This is a genomic window from Stenotrophomonas sp. 109824_Sma (assembly GCF_056480025.1).
In genome coordinates, this window is sequence record NZ_CM151078.1 from 1,618,312 (window position 1) to 1,633,043 (window position 14,732).

Consider the following 14,732-nt stretch of genomic DNA (forward strand, 5'->3'; position numbering starts at 1 on the left):
CGTTGATTCAAAGCAGGCGCCAGGCGCCACAGGCCAACAACGCCAGCAGCATCGAAAGCAGTGCCAGGGTCCGCGGTCGCCACCATTGCCGCGGTTGCCCGGCCATGGCCTGCGGACTGCAGTAACGCACCAGCCCCGAGCCGAAACCGGCCTGGTGCTGCTGCCGCGCGCAGGCGTCCAGGCAGGCGCCGCAGGCCAGGCAATCGGCCTGCGGTCCCTGGCGGATGTCCAGCTGCATCGGGCAGGCGCTGACACATGCGGCGCAATCGGTGCAGTCGCCCAGGCGGTCGGCGCTGAAGGTGGGCATCGGTCCGGCCAGCAGCGGATGCGCGGCACGGAATACGTAGTCCTGCGCGGTGGTCGGGTCGAGCAGGCCGCGGCCGCGGCCCAGCACGCCCCCCAGGCCCGACGGGCGCATGCCGCGCGGTTCGCCGCGGCGCGCGTCGTACAACATGCGGGGCGTGTACGGATCGGTCAGCAGTGGCTGCATGCGCGCGAATGGGCACAGCGAACGGCACACCTGTTCGCGCAGGAAGCCGGCATTACCCCAGGTCGCTGCGGCATAGAACACCACCCAGAACGTTTCCCAGCCACTCCAGCCGGCGTGTGGCGCAGCGTCCACCAGTTCTCCGATCGGGCTGAACAGGCCGACGAAGGTGATGCCGGTCCACAGCGACAGCAACGCCCAGGCCAGCTGGGTGGCAGGGCGCACCGCCGGCACCGGCAAAACCCGCGCCATGCCGTGTGCTATCCAGTCGAAGGCACGCCGCCACAGCGTCTGGGGGCAGCCGTGGCCGCACCAGACACGGCCGGCGAGGTGGGTAAGCAACGCAAGGGCAACGGCCAGCACCGCCAGCAGACCGATCAGCACGCCGACGTCGCCGGGCCACAATGTCCAGCCGAACAGGTCGAAGCGTCGTGCATTGATGTCCAGCAGCAGCGCCTGCTGCCCGTTCCAGCGCAGCCATGGCAACGCATAGAACAGTGCCAGCAGGAGCGCGCTCAGCGCGCCGCGCCAACGCCAGGGGCGTGGAGTTCCAGTGCAGGGCATGCTCATCCCAGCGGCAGCTCGTCGTCGTCGTCGCTGGGCATCGGGCGCTGCAGGTACCAGGTGACCGCGCTGGACACTGCCGTCACCGACCAGAACATGAAAAACCCTGCCGTATAGCCCAGTTCGCGGCTGATCGCCGTGCCCGGGAAACTGATCGCCTGCAGTCGCAACGGGTCGACGAAGGCGAAGAACACCACGCTGGCCAGGCCCGCGGCGATGAAGCTGGGCCAGAGGATGGCGCCCCAGTGCTGGATCAGCTGCTGGCGGCGGCTGGGAGAGGGTCTGTTCATGCTGTCCCGGATCGGAATGAGGGCGGCGCGTATACTCCGCCGAGGCCGGCGCAGCATCCGCAGGGCATGCTTCCTGCAAGCGTGCCAGCCTAGGTGCAGCGGACTGCGTCGACATTGATCTGGATCAACGGTGGTGCGGCCCGGCTGGGGCACACTGCCGGCACGCTTTGGGTACCCCGATGAACGCAACGCAGCCGCCTGTTCTTCCCGTCGCCTCGCCCGAGTTGTGCACCGAGCAGGAAGTGACCCGCCTGGTGCACGACTTCTATGCGCGCGTGCGCGAGGAAGAGCGGTTGGGGCCGGTGTTCGAGGCGCACGTCCACGACTGGCCGGAGCACCTGGCGCAGCTGGTCGATTTCTGGTCGGCGATGCTGCGCGGTACCCGCCGCTTCAAGGGCTCGCCGATGTCCAAGCACATGGCCATCGAGCTGGACAAGGACCTGTTCGACCGTTGGCTGGTGCTGTTCCGGATCACCACCGCCGAGTGCAACAACCCGCCGATGCAGGAGCTGGCCAACGACGTGGCCGCACGCATCGGTGACACCTTCTGGAAGCGCTACCAGATGCTGCGCTGGCCGCAGGTGGGCCTGCCGGTGCTGGGCATCCCTGCCAAGGATTGATCTGGGTCAAGGCGGTCACGTCTGCGCGGCGCGATGCTGGCGGCATGGACACGTTCTCTCCCGCCGCCGGTGGCCTGGCCTGGACCTTCGACCCCGACCTGCTGCGCCGGCACGACCGGCCGGGCCCGCGCTACACCTCGTACCCGACCGCGCCGCATTTCCATGATGGCTTCGACGCGCCGGCGCTGCGCCAGGCGATCGCCGACAGCAACCAGCAGGCCCGTGCGCTGTCGCTGTACGTGCACGTGCCGTTCTGTTCCAGTCCCTGCTTCTACTGCGGTTGCAACCGGGTGATCACCCGCGATCGCGGCCGTGGCCACAGCTACGTCTCGCGCGTGCTGGCCGAGGCCGACCTGCTGGCGCCGCAGTTCGAGGACGGCCGCGAGGTCATCCAGCTGCATCTCGGAGGCGGCACGCCGAACTTCCTTGATGCCGAGGCGATGACCACGCTGGTGGAGGGGCTGCGCCGGCGCTTCGATTTCAGCGATTCGCCGCAGCGCGATTTCTCGATCGAGCTCGATCCGCGCTTCATTGATACCCGCGACGTCGCCATGCTGGCGCGGCTGGGCTTCAACCGCGCCAGCCTGGGCGTGCAGGATTTCGATCCGCACGTACAGGAATCGATCAACCGCATACAGGGCGTGCAGCAGACGCTGGACATCCTGCGCGCGTGCCGCGACAGCGGCATGCGTTCGGTCAACGTCGACCTGATCTACGGGTTGCCGGGGCAGAGCCTGGAAGGCTTCGGCCGCACTCTCGAACGGGTGCTGGCGCTGCGCCCGGATCGCCTGGCGGTCTACGGCTACGCGCACCTGCCGCATCTGTTCCGTGCGCAGAAGCAGATCGACGAGAGCCGGTTGCCTTCACCGGAAGACAAGCTGGCGCTGCTGGGCCTGGCGGTGGAGAGGCTCTCGTCGGCCGGCTACCAGTACATCGGCATGGATCACTTTGCGTTGCCGGAAGAGGATCTGTCGCGTGCGCAGCGTGCCGGCCAGTTGCATCGCAACTTCATGGGCTACACCACCCACGCCGATACCGATCTGCTCGGCCTGGGCGTGAGTGCGATCAGCCACATCGGTGCCACCTACAGCCAGAATCCGCGCGACCTGCCGTCGTGGGAGGATGCGGTGGACCAGGGCCAGCTGCCGGTCTGGCGCGGCGTGGCGTTGAGTGCCGACGACCAGCTGCGTGCGGAACTGATCCAGCAGCTGATGTGCCAGGGCGAGGTGGATGGCACGGTGCTGGGCCAGCGCCATGGTGTTGATTTCGAGCGGTACTTTGCCGAAGACCTGCGTTCGGTGCAGCGGTTGCAGGAAGATGGCCTGGCCGAATATCGGGACGGTGTAGTGCGCGCCAGCGAGCCGGGGCGGCCGCTGCTGCGGCTGCTGGCGATGTGCTTCGACCCGTACCTGCGTGCCGCCCACGAGCAGCCGCGTTACTCGCGTGCGATCTGAGGTTCCGTCGCGCAGTGCATGCATGGTGCCCGGAGCCGGAATCGAACCGGCATGGGGTTGCCCCCGGCGGATTTTAAGTCCGATGCGTCTACCAGTTTCGCCATCCGGGCCTGCAGCGCGGCGCCGATTGTAGCCCACCCGCCGCACGGCGGCTGGATTGCATCGGCGCAGTGACGTGCTTAACTGTCGTTCCTATTCATGTCATAGTCCCAGCCATCGTTCCCAGGGGGGGAGCCACCTGATGTCGCTGCACGCGATTGCCTATGCCAGTGAGGCCCGCGCCGATCTGCAGACAACCGATCTTGACCGCCTGCTGGCCGATGCCACGGCATTCAACCGTGTAGCCGGCGTCACCGGTGTGCTGATGTTCGACGGCTCGCGCTTTCTGCAGTATCTGGAGGGTCCCGAAGATGGCATCGATTCGGTGTACCAGCGCATCGTCAATGCGCGCAGCCATGGCCAGCTGAAGGTGCTCTGCCGCGCGCCGGTGGCGCAGCGGGCGTTTCCGCGCTGGTCGATGGGAACCCGGCGCATCGATGCGGAGCTGCTGGCACAGATCGTCGAATCGGCGTGGCCGGGCTTCCTGCTTGGCAGCGGTGGCTTCGAGCGCCTGCTGCAGGCCTGGACCGGCGCCGATGGCGAACTGGAGCCGGCTGCGGTCGCACTGGGCTCCTGATCCCATCTTGGCGGCCAGGCACTCGGGCCGTTAGGCTGTAGCCTTTCTGGCGTGGATTTACCCGGAGTGGTGCAGCGAATGATCAGGTCGGCCGAAGCCATGGCGGTACGCATGCCGTTGCGCAGGACATGTCAGTGAGCGCTTCCCTTGCGGCAGCGGAAACCCCGCGATTCGCGGTGATCGGCCTGGGCTACGTCGGCCTGCCGCTGGCGGTGGCCTTTGGCCGGCACTGGCCGACGCTGGGCTTCGACATCGATGCTGATCGCATTGCCGAGCTGCGCGATGGTCAGGACCACACGCTGGAAATGGAGGCCGATGAGCTGGCCAGTGCACAGCAGCTGCAGTACGGCAGCGATCCGGCCCAGCTCGATGCCTGCAATGTCTACATCGTTACCGTGCCGACTCCGATCGATGCCTATGAGCAGCCCGATCTGGAGCCGTTGCGTTCGGCCACGCGGCTGATCGCCAGCCATCTGCGCGCGGGCGACCTGGTGATCTACGAATCCACGGTGTACCCGGGCACTACCGAAGAGGTCTGCGTACCGCTGCTGGAAGAAGGCTCGGGCCTGCGCTTCAACGAAGATTTCTACTGCGGCTACAGCCCGGAGCGGGTCAGTCCCGGCGACCGCCAGCGGCGCCTGGCCGACATCCGCAAGATCACCTCGGGGTCGACAGCGGAAGTGGCTGCGGTGATCGATGGCCTGTACCAGCGCATCATTGCCGCCGGTACGTTCCCGGCGCCGTCGATGCGCGTGGCCGAGGCGGCCAAGGTGGTCGAGAACATCCAGCGTGACGTCAACATCGCGCTGGTCAACGAGCTGGCGCTGATCTTCGACCGGCTCGGCATCGATACCCAGGATGTGCTGGATGCGGCGGGCAGCAAGTGGAACTTCCTGCCCTTCCGGCCGGGCCTGGTCGGCGGCCACTGCATCGGCGTGGACCCGTACTACCTGCTGCACAAGTCCGAGAGCGTGGGCTACCACCCGGACCTGATCCACACCGCGCGGCAGGTCAACAACCGCGTCGGGGAGCATGTGGCGTCGCGGGTGCTGGCGATGCTGGCCGAACGCGGTCGCGTACCTGCACAGTCGCGCATCCTGGTGCTCGGCGTGACCTTCAAGGAGGATTGCCCGGACCTGCGCAACAGCCGTGCGCTGGAGCTGGCGCAGCGCCTGCGTGATGCCGGTGCACAGGTCGAGGTCAGTGATCCCTGGGTCGGCCCGGCGGCATTGGCCGATGAGGGCGTGCAGTGGCTGGCCGAACCCGTGGCAGGGACCTATGACGCGGTGGTGCTGGCGGTAGCCCATGCCCGCTTCAAGGCGATGGACGAGGTCGGTATCCGGTCGCTGCTGGCACCGGGCGGCCTGGTCTACGACGTGAAATCGGCCTGGCCACGCAACGTGGTTGACGATCGCCTGTAAACCCGGGCGGCGGGCAGCGCGGTAGACTCGCAGGCAGTTGCAACCAAGGAACGCCATGCACCGGTATATCGTCTACCTGCTCGCCATCCTGATGTTCCCCATCTGCCTGTGGTTGGCCACGATCTGGCCGGCCTGGTACTGGGGCGTCGGCCTGACCGCCGCGATGGTGGCGCTGGGGACCTGGGACCTGCTGCAGAAGCGCAGCACGCTGCGCCGGAACTATCCGGTGATGGCGCACTTCCGCTACGGCCTGGAGTCGATCGGCCCGGAGATCCGCCAGTATTTCGTGCAGAGCGACCTGGAGGACGTGCCGTTCTCGCGCCAGCAGCGCGCTCTGATCTACCAGCGCGCCAAGAACGAGATGGACACGGTGCCGTTCGGTACGCTGCGCAGCACCTATGCGGTGGATTACGAGTGGATCAACCATTCGCTGGCGCCGACCGCCATCGCCAAGCATGACTTCCGCGTGCTGATCGGCGCCAACTGTGCCAAGCCGTATTCGGCGAGTGTGTTCAATATCTCGGCGATGAGCTTCGGTTCACTGTCGGCCAATGCGATCCGCGCGCTGAACGAAGGCGCGCGCCAGGGGGGCTTCTACCACGACACCGGCGAAGGTTCGATTTCACCGTATCACCGTGAGATGGGCGGCGATCTGGTCTGGGAGATCGGCTCGGGCTACTTCGGTTGCCGTGACGAAAAGGGCGGTTTCAGTGAAGAGCGCTTCGTCGCCAACGCCACCCATGACCAGGTCAAGATGATCGAGATCAAGCTGTCGCAGGGCGCCAAGCCCGGTCATGGCGGCGTGCTGCCGGCGCCGAAGGTGACCGCCGAGATCTCGGTGACCCGTGGCGTGCCGATGGGCGTGGACTGCGTATCGCCGTCGCGTCACTCGGCGTTCTCGACGCCGATCGAACTGCTGCAGTTCGTCGCCCGCCTGCGCGAACTGTCCGGCGGCAAGCCGGTCGGTTTCAAGCTGGCCATTGGCCACCCGTGGGAGTGGTTCGGCATTGCCAAGGCAATGCAGGAAACCGGCCTGCTGCCGGACTTCATCGTGGTCGACGGTGCCGAGGGCGGTACTGGCGCAGCACCGGCGGAATTCGTCGACCATGTCGGCGTGCCGATGCACGAGGCGCTGCTGCTGGTGCACAACACTCTGGTCGGCCTGGATCTTCGCGAGCGCATCCGTATCGGCGCGGCGGGCAAGATCACCAGCGCATTCGACATCGCGCGCACCATCGCGCTCGGCGCCGACTGGTGCAATGCCGGCCGTGGCTTCATGTTCGCGCTGGGCTGCATCCAGTCGTTGAGCTGCCACACCGACAAGTGCCCGACCGGCATCGCCACCCAGGACCCGGCACGCTGGAAGCACCTGGATGCACCGGACAAGGCCACCCGTGTCTACAGCTACCACGAGCACACGCTGCACGCCCTGAAGGAGCTGCTGTGTGCGGCGGGCCTGAACGATCCGGCCGAGCTGGGGCCGGAGCACATCCTGCGCCGCGTCTCGCCGGTGGAAATCCGTTCGCTGGCGTCGCTGTACCGCTACCTGGAACCGGGCGAGCTGCTGCACAAGGTGCCGGACCATGCGGTGTTCCATGCATTCTGGGCCGATGCACGCAGCGATTCGTTCCAGCCGCCGCCGAAGATCCAGGCGCTGCGCGCCAGCAAGTCGCGATAACGATTCTGTAACGTCGAGCCATGCTCGACTGCTTTTCCACGCAGTCGAGCAAGCTCGACCCTACAAGGAGGCGCCATGCAGTTCAGGATCGGCACCATCGAAGATGTCGCCACGTTGTGGGCGCTGCGCACGCGCTGTGTGCGCGAGACCTGCAGCAGCCATTACCCGCCGGCGGTCATTGCGCCGTGGTCGGCCTCGCCACCGCCGCTGCAGTACGCGAGGCTGCTGGGGCAGGGTGGTTGCGTGGTGGCCGAGGACGGACAGGGCGGCCTGCTCGGTTTCGGCGTGTTCGATGCCGATGCCAATGAAGTCGACGCGCTGTTCGTCGATCCGGATCGTAGCGGAAAGGGGATCGGCCAGGCGCTGATGCAGCGCCTGTTGGCGATGGCCGATCGTGAGCGTGAGGTGGTTCTGTCGGCCTCGCTCAATGCCGTGCCGTTCTATCAACGGCAGGGCTTTGTCAGCGTGCGCGAGGAAGCCTATGCGCATCCCAGCGGTGTGGCGCTGGCCTCGGTGAGCATGCGCAGGCCATGGTGATGTAGAGCCGGGCTTGCTCGACGCTACAACGCAGGCGTCACCGCCCGGCCAGCCAACCGATCACGCCCTCGGCGGCACGCAGGCCGCTGGCATAGCACGCCGTCAGCAGATAGCCGCCGGTAGGTGCCTCCCAGTCCAGCATCTCGCCGGCACAGAACACGCCGGGCACTGCCCGCAGCATCAGGTCATCATCGAGTGCGTCCAGGCGCACGCCACCGGCGGTGCTGATCACTTCGGCCATCGGCCGTGGCCGCAGCAGGCGCAGTGGCAGGCGTTTGAGCGTGGCGACCACGGCAGGCAGGTCGTTGCCCGCATCCTTGCCGAGGATCTCGAACACCAGCGCGGCCTTTACCGCATCCAGGCCGGCCTGGCGGCGCAGGTGCTCACCGAAGCTGCGGCCCTTGCGCGGGCGTGACAGGTCGCCCAGCAGGCGCGCCTCGTCTCGGCCAGGCACCAGGTCCAGCCACAGCATGGCGTGTCCATCGCGGTTGATGGTCTCGCGCAGGTCGGCCGCCAACGCATAGATCAGGCTGCCTTCGATGCCGTACTCGCTGGCGACGCATTCGCCCTGCAGCGACTGTGGCTGCCCGGCCAGGTCGATCCAGTGCGCGACCACCGGCTTCAACGGTGCACCGGCATTGCGCTGGGCGAAGAACGGCGTCCAGTCGATGTCGAAGCCGCAGTTGGCCGATTGCAGCGGCGCAATGTCCACGCCTCGTGCCTGCAAGGGGGCGACCCAGGCGCCATCACTGCCCAGCTGCGGCCAGCTGCCACCACCCATCGCCAACACGGTGGCATCGGCGTGGACATCGATCTCGCCCGCTTCGGTGGTGAAGCGCAGCGCGCCGTCGTTGCCCCAGCCGGTCCAGCGGTGGTTGGCATGCAGGCGCACGCCCTGTTCCTTCAGTCGGCGCACCCAGCCGCGCAGCAGCGGTGCAGCCTTGCGGTCGACCGGGAACACGCGGCCGGAGCTGCCGACATAGGTCTCCACGCCAAAGCCGGCGGCCCAGTCGCGCAGCGCCTGCGCGTCGAAGCCGTCGAGCCAGCGGCCCACGGCCGTGGACCGCTCGCGGTAGCGGCTGTCGAACAGCGGCCGCGGATCGGAATGGGTGAGGTTGAGGCCGCCCTTGCCGGCGATCAGGAACTTGCGGCCGGGTGAACCCTTGGCCTCGTACAGGTCCACGTCCAGCCCAGCGGCGCGCAGGCGCTCGGCGGCGAACAGGCCGGCCGGGCCACCGCCGATGACGGCGACCCGATGGGGCGTTGCGGTATTACGGTTTGACATCGAGCAGCTCGACATCGAACACCAGCGACGAGCCAGCCGGGATCGGGCCGACCCGGCGGTCGCCGTAGCCATAGTCCGGCGGGATCATCAGCGTGCGCTTGCCGCCGACCTTCATGCCAGCCACGCCTTCATCCCAGCCGCGGATGACCTGGCCGGCGCCGAGGGCGAAGGTGAACGGTTCGCCACGGCTGACCGAGCTGTCGAAGGTCTTGCCGTGCTTGCTCTCGGTGCGGTTGTCGTAGATCCAGCCGGTGTAGTGCACGGTGACCTTGCTGCCGGAGACGGCCTCGGCGCCGGTGCCGGGCACGGTATCGATGCGTTCGAAGGTGGTCAGGGTGCCGCCCGGCGGCGGGCCGGAGGGCTCGCTCGAGCAGCCAACGGCGGCGAGGGACAGCAGCAGGGGGAGCAGCAGGCGGCGCATCGGGCGTCTCCGGTAGGGCGCAGGGCGAGGGCGGCAAGGGTAGCGCATCGGCGCCGGGTATCATGGGTGCATGGCAAAACTCCTGCTCAATCTGCGCAATGTCGGCGACGACGAATATGCCGATGTCTGCACGCTGCTCGACCAGCACGGCATCGCCTGGTATCGCACCGAACCCAGCCCCTGGGGCATTTCCAATGGCGGCCTGTGGCTGCGCGAGGATGCCGATCATCCGCGTGCGAAGGCGCTGATGGCCGAGTACCAGGCGGCGCGCGGTGTGCGCGTGCGCGCCGAGCGCGAACAGGCGCTGCGCGACGGCACGGCGGAGACGTTCAGCAGCCTGTTCCGGCGGCGGCCGGTGTTCGTGGTGCTGGTACTGCTGGGAATGGCAGTCGCGGCGGCGCTGGTGCTGCTGCCGTTCATGCTGTTGCGGGGGTAATGGGGGCTTCTGGCCGGGTTGCACCCGGCACCCGCCGATGCCAGGGCAACTACAACAGCAACAGCAACAGCAGGCAATCCGTGGTGGGCAGGGCGGTGTGGGCAGGCGGGACACGCCGTAAACCCGTCCATGGGGGCTCGATGGCGCCATCCATGGCGCCAACGGTCCCGCCTGCCCACACCGCCCTGCCTCTGACAGGTTCCGGGTGCCTGCCGGGGTCGGATCCCTCTGCCGCGCAGAGGGCTCTGACCCCCTGAATCTGTCTGTGCGGGCAGGAGGCGCTAAAATGGCAGGATGATCGCCAATACCGCTGCCTACCATTTCGCCGTCATTGACGCCCCCCAGGCCCTGTGCGACCAGTTGCTGGCGCGCGCCGAGGCGGCGGAGCTGCGCGGCACGATCCTGGTGGCCGGCGAGGGGCTGAACCTGTTCCTGGCCGGTGCGCCGGAGGCGGTCGAGGGCTTCTACGCCGCGCTGCATGCCGATGCGCGTTTTGCCGATATGCGGGTCAAGACCAGCCTGAGCGAGCACCAGCCGTTCGCGCGGCTGAAGGCCAAGGTGAAGGACGAGATCATCAGCTTCCGCCGCGATGACGGCCAGCCGCTGGACTATCCGCGCGCCCCGGCGATCGATCCGGCCACCGTGCAGCGTTGGCTGCGGCAGGGGCATGACGACGCTGGCAAGCCGGTGGTGATGCTCGATACCCGCAACCTGCAGGAAGTGGAGTACGGCACCTTCAAGGATGCGCTGGTGCTGCCCATCCACAAGTTCACCGACCTGCCGGAGGCATTGGCGCCGCACCGCGAAGCGCTGAAGGACAGCACCGTGGTCAGTTTCTGCACCGGCGGCATCCGCTGCGAGAAGGCCGCACTGTGGATGGCCAACGATGGCATGGACAACGTGCTGCAGCTCGATGGCGGCATCCTCGGCTACTTCGAGGAGGTGGGCGGCGAAGGTTACGAAGGCCGCTGCTTCGTGTTCGACGAGCGCGTGGCGCTGGATGCCGAACTGAAGCCGATGGTCGACCAGCCACTACCGGAGCCGCGCCCCAGCGCTTTCTGACGCTTCCCCGGTAGAGCCGGCCGCTGGCCGGCTGCCAGGGCACTTTGCCTGCCGGCCAGCGGTCGGCACCACCGGATCAAGCGCGACCCGCCATGAACCGGCCCCACGGGAATCAGCATCCCGCCACCGTCACTGGCCGCCGCGCCTGGCCGACCCCATGCATGGGGGATCCTGTGACGGAAAACCGCTGATGATCCCGTTGTCGATCCTTGACCTGGCCCCGGTCTGCGAGGGCAGTGACACCACCGCTGCCTTCGCCAACATGCTGGAACTGGCCCAGCACGCCGATGCGCTGGGCTACCGCCGCTACTGGCTGGCCGAACACCACAACATGCCAGGCATCGCCAGCGCGGCCACCGCCGTGCTGATCGGCCACGTCGCCGGTGGAACAAAGCGCATCCGCGTCGGTGCCGGCGGCATCATGCTGCCCAACCATGCGCCGCTGCAGGTGGCCGAGCAGTTCGGCACGCTGGCCTCGCTGTATCCGGACCGCATCGACCTCGGCCTGGGCCGTGCGCCGGGCACCGACCAGCCAACCGCGCGTGCATTGCGTCGCTACTTCGACAGCGCCGACCAGTTCCCGCAGGACGTACGCGAGCTGCTGCACTATTTCGAGCCGGTGCAGCCTGGCCAGGCAGTGCAGGCCGTTCCCGGTGGCGGCCTGCGGGTGCCGACCTGGATCCTCGGTTCGAGCCTGTTCGGCGCGCGCATGGCCGCCTCGATGGGCCTGCCCTATGCGTTCGCCTCGCACTTCGCGCCCGACGTGATGGACGAAGCCTTGGCGGTGTATCGCCGCGAATTCCGCCCCTCGGCGACGTTGAAGCAGCCACACGCAATGCTGGCGCTGAACGTCGTTGCCAGCGACAGCGAAGCCGAGTCGCGCCGCCTGTTCACCAGCCAGCAGCAGAGTTTCGTCAACCTGCGCCGAGGTCGAACGGGCAAGATCCCGGCACCGATCGACGATATCGAGACTTTCTGGGAACCGCATGAAAAGCTGGGTGTGGAGCGGGCGCTGGCCTGCACCGTGCTGGGCGATCCTCAGCAGGTGGCCGAAGGCATCGCCGCGTTTGTCGAGCGCCACAAGCCCGACGAACTGATGCTTACCGCCAACCTGTATGACCACCGCGCGCGCCTGCGCTCGTTCGAATTGGCCATGCACGCCTGGCACACCCGCCACGCGGGCTGAACAATTGCGTCACGGCCCATTGCGGCCGAACCGCGTCTGATGGGAGCTCACACCGATGGAGCCCCCACATGGCTGATACCCGCGCCGAACACATCGCCCAACTGGCCGAGCTGATCAAGGACGTCGAGGTGGCGATGTTCGCCACGACCGGCGTCGATGGACGACTCTACAGCCGGCCGCTGGCCACCCAGCAGGTCACCTTCGACGGTGATCTGTGGTTTGTCATCACCGCCGACAGCCCCAAGGTCGCCGAGATCGCACTTGATCCATACGTCAACGTGGCCTACGCCTCGCCTTCGAAGAACACCTATGTGTCGGTGGCAGGGCGTGCGCGCATCGTCGACGACCGCGCGAAGATCGAAGAGCTGTGGTCGCCGGCCATGAAGCTGTTCTTTCCGGGCGGCATGGACGACCCGAACCTGCGCCTGATCCAGGTGCGCGCCGACTCGGCCGAATACTGGGATGGCCCGGGCACGCTGCTGGGGACGGCGCTGAGTTTCGTGCTGTCGGCCGTGCAGGACGAGCCCGCGCCGTTGGCCGACAATGGATTCATCGACCTTCGATGATGGCCGATGCTCGGCATTGGTAGTGCCGGCCGCTGGCCGGCAAACCTGGAAACGTGGCAGCCGGCCAGCGGCCGGCTCTACCGGATTCCGGCTCAGAACCAACGCTGGAACAGCTCCACCGTGTAGCCCACCAGCTGTCCCGAACTGAAGCCGAAGAACGCGATCGCCGCCAACGCTGCGATCCAGTTGAACAGCATCAGCGCACCATCGCGTTCCAGCAGTGCCAGCGAGAACAGCAGCAGCTGGAAGCCGAACAGGAAGTTGGTGAAGGGAATCGGCAGCGACAGCAGGATGCCAAGCAGCACCAGCAGCAGGCCAGTGAAGGCGTGTGCAGGCAGCGGTGTCAGCAGCTGCGGCAGGCGCGGTTTCAGCATCCGGTCCAGCCGTCGCAGCGGGCGGTCGATGCGGTCCAGGAAGCGGTGCATGGTGCCGCGCTTCGGTCCACGGCGGGCAATGAAGCCAGGCAGCCACGGGCGGCGCAGGCAGAACAGCATCTGCAGGCCGATCAGGATCACCAGTGGGCCGCTGACCGCGCCGCCCATGCCCGGGATCGGGATGAACGAGGGCAGGATCGCCACGAACAGGAACACGCCGAACGCGCTCTGCTGCAGGTTGCACAGGATCTGGCCGAGCGGCATGTGCTCGGCCGGGTCGCCGGAGGCGAACATCTCCAGCAGGGTGCGGATGCCCTCGTTGCGGTAGGCCGGGCGCTCAACGCCCGGACCCTGGCCGGCCTCAGGCGGTGAGCTCATCGGCCTGCTCGTCGGACAGCGTGCGCAGCAGCAGCTTGTCCACCCGCGCACCATCCAGGTCGACCACCTCGAAGCGCCAGCCGGCCCAGTCGAAGTACTCGCCCGCGTGCGGGATGCGGCCGAAGTAGTGGATGCACATGCCGGCCAGCGTGTAGTAATCGCCATCCTCGGCATCGGGCAGATCGTTGCTGCCGATCAGCTCGCGCAGGTCCTCGATCGGCAGCGAGCCGTCCACCAGCAGCGAACCGTCTTCACGGGTCACCACCAGCGCATCTTCGTCGGCGTTCTCCACCGCCTGCAGGCGGCCGACCACGGCGCCCATCAGGTCGCTGATGGTCACCAGGCCCTGGATTTCGCCGTACTCGTCCACCACCAGCGCCATCGACTGCTGTTCCTCGCGGAAGATCTCCAGCAGCTTCATCGCGTGGGTTGATTCGGAGACGTACAGCGGTTCGCGCAGGGTCTGGAACAGCGCGTTGTCACCGCGCGCCATGCGCGTGGCCAGCGATTTCAGTTCAAGCACGCCGACCACGTCCATGTCGTTGTCGCGGTATACCGGGTACCGCGAGAACTCGTGCTCGGCCATGATCTCCAGGTTGCGCTCCAGCCCGGCCTGGGTATCCAGCCAGGCGATGCGGTTGCGCGGGGTCATCAGGCTGTCGGCGGTGCGGTCGCCCAGGCGCATGACGCGGTTCATCATGTCGCGCTCGTGGGCGTCGATCACACCGGCCTCGTGGCTCTCGGCCACCAGCATGCGGATCTCTTCTTCAGTCACCGAGGCGACTTCATCCTTGCCCAGGCCGAACAGGCGCAGCACCAGCTGGGTGGTCTTGGACAGCAGCCAGACGAAGGGCAGGGCCAGCTTGGCCAGCCAGCTCATCGGCATCGCGACCAGGCCGGCAATGGCCTCCGAGCGGGTCAGCGCCAGGCGCTTGGGCACCAGTTCGCCGAAGATCAGCGTGATGAAGGTGATCAGGCTGACCGCCAGCGCGGTACCGATGTTGCCGGCGTAGGCGAAGCCGGGCATCAGGCCCTGGATCCAGCCGGCGAAGGCTTCACCCAGCGCTTCACCGCCGAGGTAGCCGGTCAGCACGCCGATCACGGTGATGCCGATCTGCACGGTGGACAGGAAGCTCTCCGGCTTCTCCGACAGCTCCAGCGCCTTGGCGGCACGCTTGGAGGTGGCGGCCATCTGCTTCAGGCGGCTCTTGCGCGAGGTCATGACCGACATCTCGGACATGGCGAAGAAGCCGTTCAGCAGAACAAGCGCGAAGACAATCAGGATCATTTCAAACAC

Annotated in this window: 16 protein-coding genes and 1 tRNA gene; 10 read left to right on the forward strand and 7 right to left on the reverse strand. The window is 67.2% G+C overall.

Features of this window, described 5'->3' with window-relative positions; all coding sequences use genetic code 11:
- Positions 1-7: 7 nt before the first annotated feature.
- Entirely contained in the window at positions 8-1,057 is a 1,050-nt protein-coding gene (locus tag ACZK1G_RS07555; protein WP_049446083.1) for a 4Fe-4S dicluster domain-containing protein, read from the reverse strand.
- Positions 1,054-1,341: a hypothetical protein gene (locus ACZK1G_RS07560; protein WP_049446085.1), complete on the reverse strand. Its 288-nt coding sequence runs from the start codon at positions 1,339-1,341 to the stop codon at positions 1,054-1,056. Before ACZK1G_RS07560 ends, ACZK1G_RS07555 begins: the two co-directional genes overlap by 4 nt.
- A gap of 179 nt (positions 1,342-1,520) precedes the next feature.
- On the opposite strand from ACZK1G_RS07560, the gene ACZK1G_RS07565 reads away from it, so the two are divergent.
- Both ACZK1G_RS07565 and hemN read left to right on the forward strand, forming a co-directional pair.
- Positions 1,521-1,961 carry a group III truncated hemoglobin gene (locus ACZK1G_RS07565; RefSeq protein WP_049446087.1) on the forward strand — a complete coding sequence of 147 codons (441 nt, stop codon included), beginning with the start codon at positions 1,521-1,523 and terminating at the stop codon, positions 1,959-1,961.
- A 44-nt stretch (positions 1,962-2,005) separates the two neighbouring features.
- Complete coding sequence (hemN, locus tag ACZK1G_RS07570; protein WP_101766389.1) at positions 2,006-3,415, forward strand: oxygen-independent coproporphyrinogen III oxidase; 1,410 nt, start codon at positions 2,006-2,008, stop codon at positions 3,413-3,415.
- Between the two features lie 23 nt (positions 3,416-3,438).
- On the opposite strand, the gene ACZK1G_RS07575 is transcribed toward hemN, so the two are convergent.
- Positions 3,439-3,525: transfer RNA gene (locus tag ACZK1G_RS07575), tRNA-Leu, on the reverse strand.
- A gap of 131 nt (positions 3,526-3,656) precedes the next feature.
- Between ACZK1G_RS07575 and ACZK1G_RS07580 the strand changes: the two genes are divergently transcribed.
- From ACZK1G_RS07580 to ACZK1G_RS07595, 4 genes are all read left to right on the forward strand, one after another.
- Positions 3,657-4,091, forward strand: coding sequence for a BLUF domain-containing protein (locus tag ACZK1G_RS07580; RefSeq protein WP_014036718.1), 435 nt, complete (start codon positions 3,657-3,659; stop codon positions 4,089-4,091).
- 134 nt (positions 4,092-4,225) lie between these two features.
- Positions 4,226-5,512: a nucleotide sugar dehydrogenase gene (locus ACZK1G_RS07585; protein WP_080347537.1), complete on the forward strand. Its 1,287-nt coding sequence runs from the start codon at positions 4,226-4,228 to the stop codon at positions 5,510-5,512.
- Between the two features lie 55 nt (positions 5,513-5,567).
- The gene (locus tag ACZK1G_RS07590) at positions 5,568-7,190 is read left to right on the forward strand and encodes an FMN-binding glutamate synthase family protein (RefSeq protein WP_101765243.1); all 1,623 of its coding nucleotides are present in this window, start codon (positions 5,568-5,570) and stop codon (positions 7,188-7,190) included.
- A gap of 75 nt (positions 7,191-7,265) precedes the next feature.
- Positions 7,266-7,727: a GNAT family N-acetyltransferase gene (locus tag ACZK1G_RS07595; protein ID WP_049445701.1), complete on the forward strand. Its 462-nt coding sequence runs from the start codon at positions 7,266-7,268 to the stop codon at positions 7,725-7,727.
- Between the two features lie 37 nt (positions 7,728-7,764).
- Here ACZK1G_RS07595 and ACZK1G_RS07600 read toward each other — a convergent pair whose 3' ends face one another.
- Positions 7,765-9,012 (reverse strand): TIGR03862 family flavoprotein, encoded by a 1,248-nt coding sequence (locus ACZK1G_RS07600; protein ID WP_101765244.1) that lies wholly within the window; start codon positions 9,010-9,012, stop codon positions 7,765-7,767.
- Positions 8,999-9,433, reverse strand: coding sequence for an FKBP-type peptidyl-prolyl cis-trans isomerase (locus ACZK1G_RS07605; protein WP_014036723.1), 435 nt, complete (start codon positions 9,431-9,433; stop codon positions 8,999-9,001). Before ACZK1G_RS07605 ends, ACZK1G_RS07600 begins: the two co-directional genes overlap by 14 nt.
- 70 nt (positions 9,434-9,503) lie before the next feature.
- Here ACZK1G_RS07605 and ACZK1G_RS07610 point away from each other — a divergent pair, with 70 nt between their 5' ends.
- The 4 genes from ACZK1G_RS07610 (at position 9,504) to ACZK1G_RS07625 (ending at position 12,683) form a co-directional block, all read left to right on the forward strand.
- Positions 9,504-9,869 (forward strand): DUF6164 family protein, encoded by a 366-nt coding sequence (locus ACZK1G_RS07610; protein ID WP_101765245.1) that lies wholly within the window; start codon positions 9,504-9,506, stop codon positions 9,867-9,869.
- 294 nt (positions 9,870-10,163) lie between these two features.
- Positions 10,164-10,931: a sulfurtransferase gene (locus ACZK1G_RS07615; RefSeq protein ID WP_049445696.1), complete on the forward strand. Its 768-nt coding sequence runs from the start codon at positions 10,164-10,166 to the stop codon at positions 10,929-10,931.
- A 190-nt stretch (positions 10,932-11,121) separates the two neighbouring features.
- On the forward strand, positions 11,122-12,117 hold the full coding sequence (locus ACZK1G_RS07620; protein WP_101765246.1) for an LLM class flavin-dependent oxidoreductase: 996 nt from the start codon (positions 11,122-11,124) through the stop codon (positions 12,115-12,117).
- A gap of 68 nt (positions 12,118-12,185) precedes the next feature.
- On the forward strand, positions 12,186-12,683 hold the full coding sequence (locus tag ACZK1G_RS07625; RefSeq protein ID WP_101765247.1) for a pyridoxamine 5'-phosphate oxidase family protein: 498 nt from the start codon (positions 12,186-12,188) through the stop codon (positions 12,681-12,683).
- A gap of 92 nt (positions 12,684-12,775) precedes the next feature.
- Here the strand turns inward: ACZK1G_RS07625 and ACZK1G_RS07630 are convergent, their stop codons facing one another.
- Both ACZK1G_RS07630 and ACZK1G_RS07635 read right to left on the reverse strand, forming a co-directional pair.
- Positions 12,776-13,435 carry an exopolysaccharide biosynthesis protein gene (locus tag ACZK1G_RS07630; protein ID WP_014036728.1) on the reverse strand — a complete coding sequence of 220 codons (660 nt, stop codon included), beginning with the start codon at positions 13,433-13,435 and terminating at the stop codon, positions 12,776-12,778.
- Positions 13,419-14,723 (reverse strand): hemolysin family protein, encoded by a 1,305-nt coding sequence (locus tag ACZK1G_RS07635; protein ID WP_049445691.1) that lies wholly within the window; start codon positions 14,721-14,723, stop codon positions 13,419-13,421. The genes ACZK1G_RS07630 and ACZK1G_RS07635 overlap by 17 nt, the downstream gene beginning before the upstream one ends.
- Between the last annotated feature and the right edge of the window lie 9 nt (positions 14,724-14,732).

What these genes read in the sequence shown, in the direction of transcription:
- ACZK1G_RS07555 (WP_049446083.1), bottom strand. Translation starts at nt 1,057, where the DNA reads ATGAGCATGCCCTGCACTGGAACTCCACGCCCCTGGCGTTGGCGCGGC.
- ACZK1G_RS07560 (WP_049446085.1), bottom strand. Translation starts at nt 1,341, where the DNA reads ATGAACAGACCCTCTCCCAGCCGCCGCCAGCAGCTGATCCAGCACTGG.
- ACZK1G_RS07565 (WP_049446087.1), top strand. Translation starts at nt 1,521, where the DNA reads ATGAACGCAACGCAGCCGCCTGTTCTTCCCGTCGCCTCGCCCGAGTTG.
- hemN (WP_101766389.1), top strand. Translation starts at nt 2,006, where the DNA reads ATGGACACGTTCTCTCCCGCCGCCGGTGGCCTGGCCTGGACCTTCGAC.
- ACZK1G_RS07580 (WP_014036718.1), top strand. Translation starts at nt 3,657, where the DNA reads ATGTCGCTGCACGCGATTGCCTATGCCAGTGAGGCCCGCGCCGATCTG.
- ACZK1G_RS07590 (WP_101765243.1), top strand. Translation starts at nt 5,568, where the DNA reads ATGCACCGGTATATCGTCTACCTGCTCGCCATCCTGATGTTCCCCATC.
- ACZK1G_RS07595 (WP_049445701.1), top strand. Translation starts at nt 7,266, where the DNA reads ATGCAGTTCAGGATCGGCACCATCGAAGATGTCGCCACGTTGTGGGCG.
- ACZK1G_RS07600 (WP_101765244.1), bottom strand. Translation starts at nt 9,012, where the DNA reads ATGTCAAACCGTAATACCGCAACGCCCCATCGGGTCGCCGTCATCGGC.
- ACZK1G_RS07605 (WP_014036723.1), bottom strand. Translation starts at nt 9,433, where the DNA reads ATGCGCCGCCTGCTGCTCCCCCTGCTGCTGTCCCTCGCCGCCGTTGGC.
- ACZK1G_RS07610 (WP_101765245.1), top strand. Translation starts at nt 9,504, where the DNA reads ATGGCAAAACTCCTGCTCAATCTGCGCAATGTCGGCGACGACGAATAT.
- ACZK1G_RS07615 (WP_049445696.1), top strand. Translation starts at nt 10,164, where the DNA reads ATGATCGCCAATACCGCTGCCTACCATTTCGCCGTCATTGACGCCCCC.
- ACZK1G_RS07620 (WP_101765246.1), top strand. Translation starts at nt 11,122, where the DNA reads ATGATCCCGTTGTCGATCCTTGACCTGGCCCCGGTCTGCGAGGGCAGT.
- ACZK1G_RS07625 (WP_101765247.1), top strand. Translation starts at nt 12,186, where the DNA reads ATGGCTGATACCCGCGCCGAACACATCGCCCAACTGGCCGAGCTGATC.
- ACZK1G_RS07630 (WP_014036728.1), bottom strand. Translation starts at nt 13,435, where the DNA reads ATGAGCTCACCGCCTGAGGCCGGCCAGGGTCCGGGCGTTGAGCGCCCG.
- ACZK1G_RS07635 (WP_049445691.1), bottom strand. Translation starts at nt 14,723, where the DNA reads ATGATCCTGATTGTCTTCGCGCTTGTTCTGCTGAACGGCTTCTTCGCC.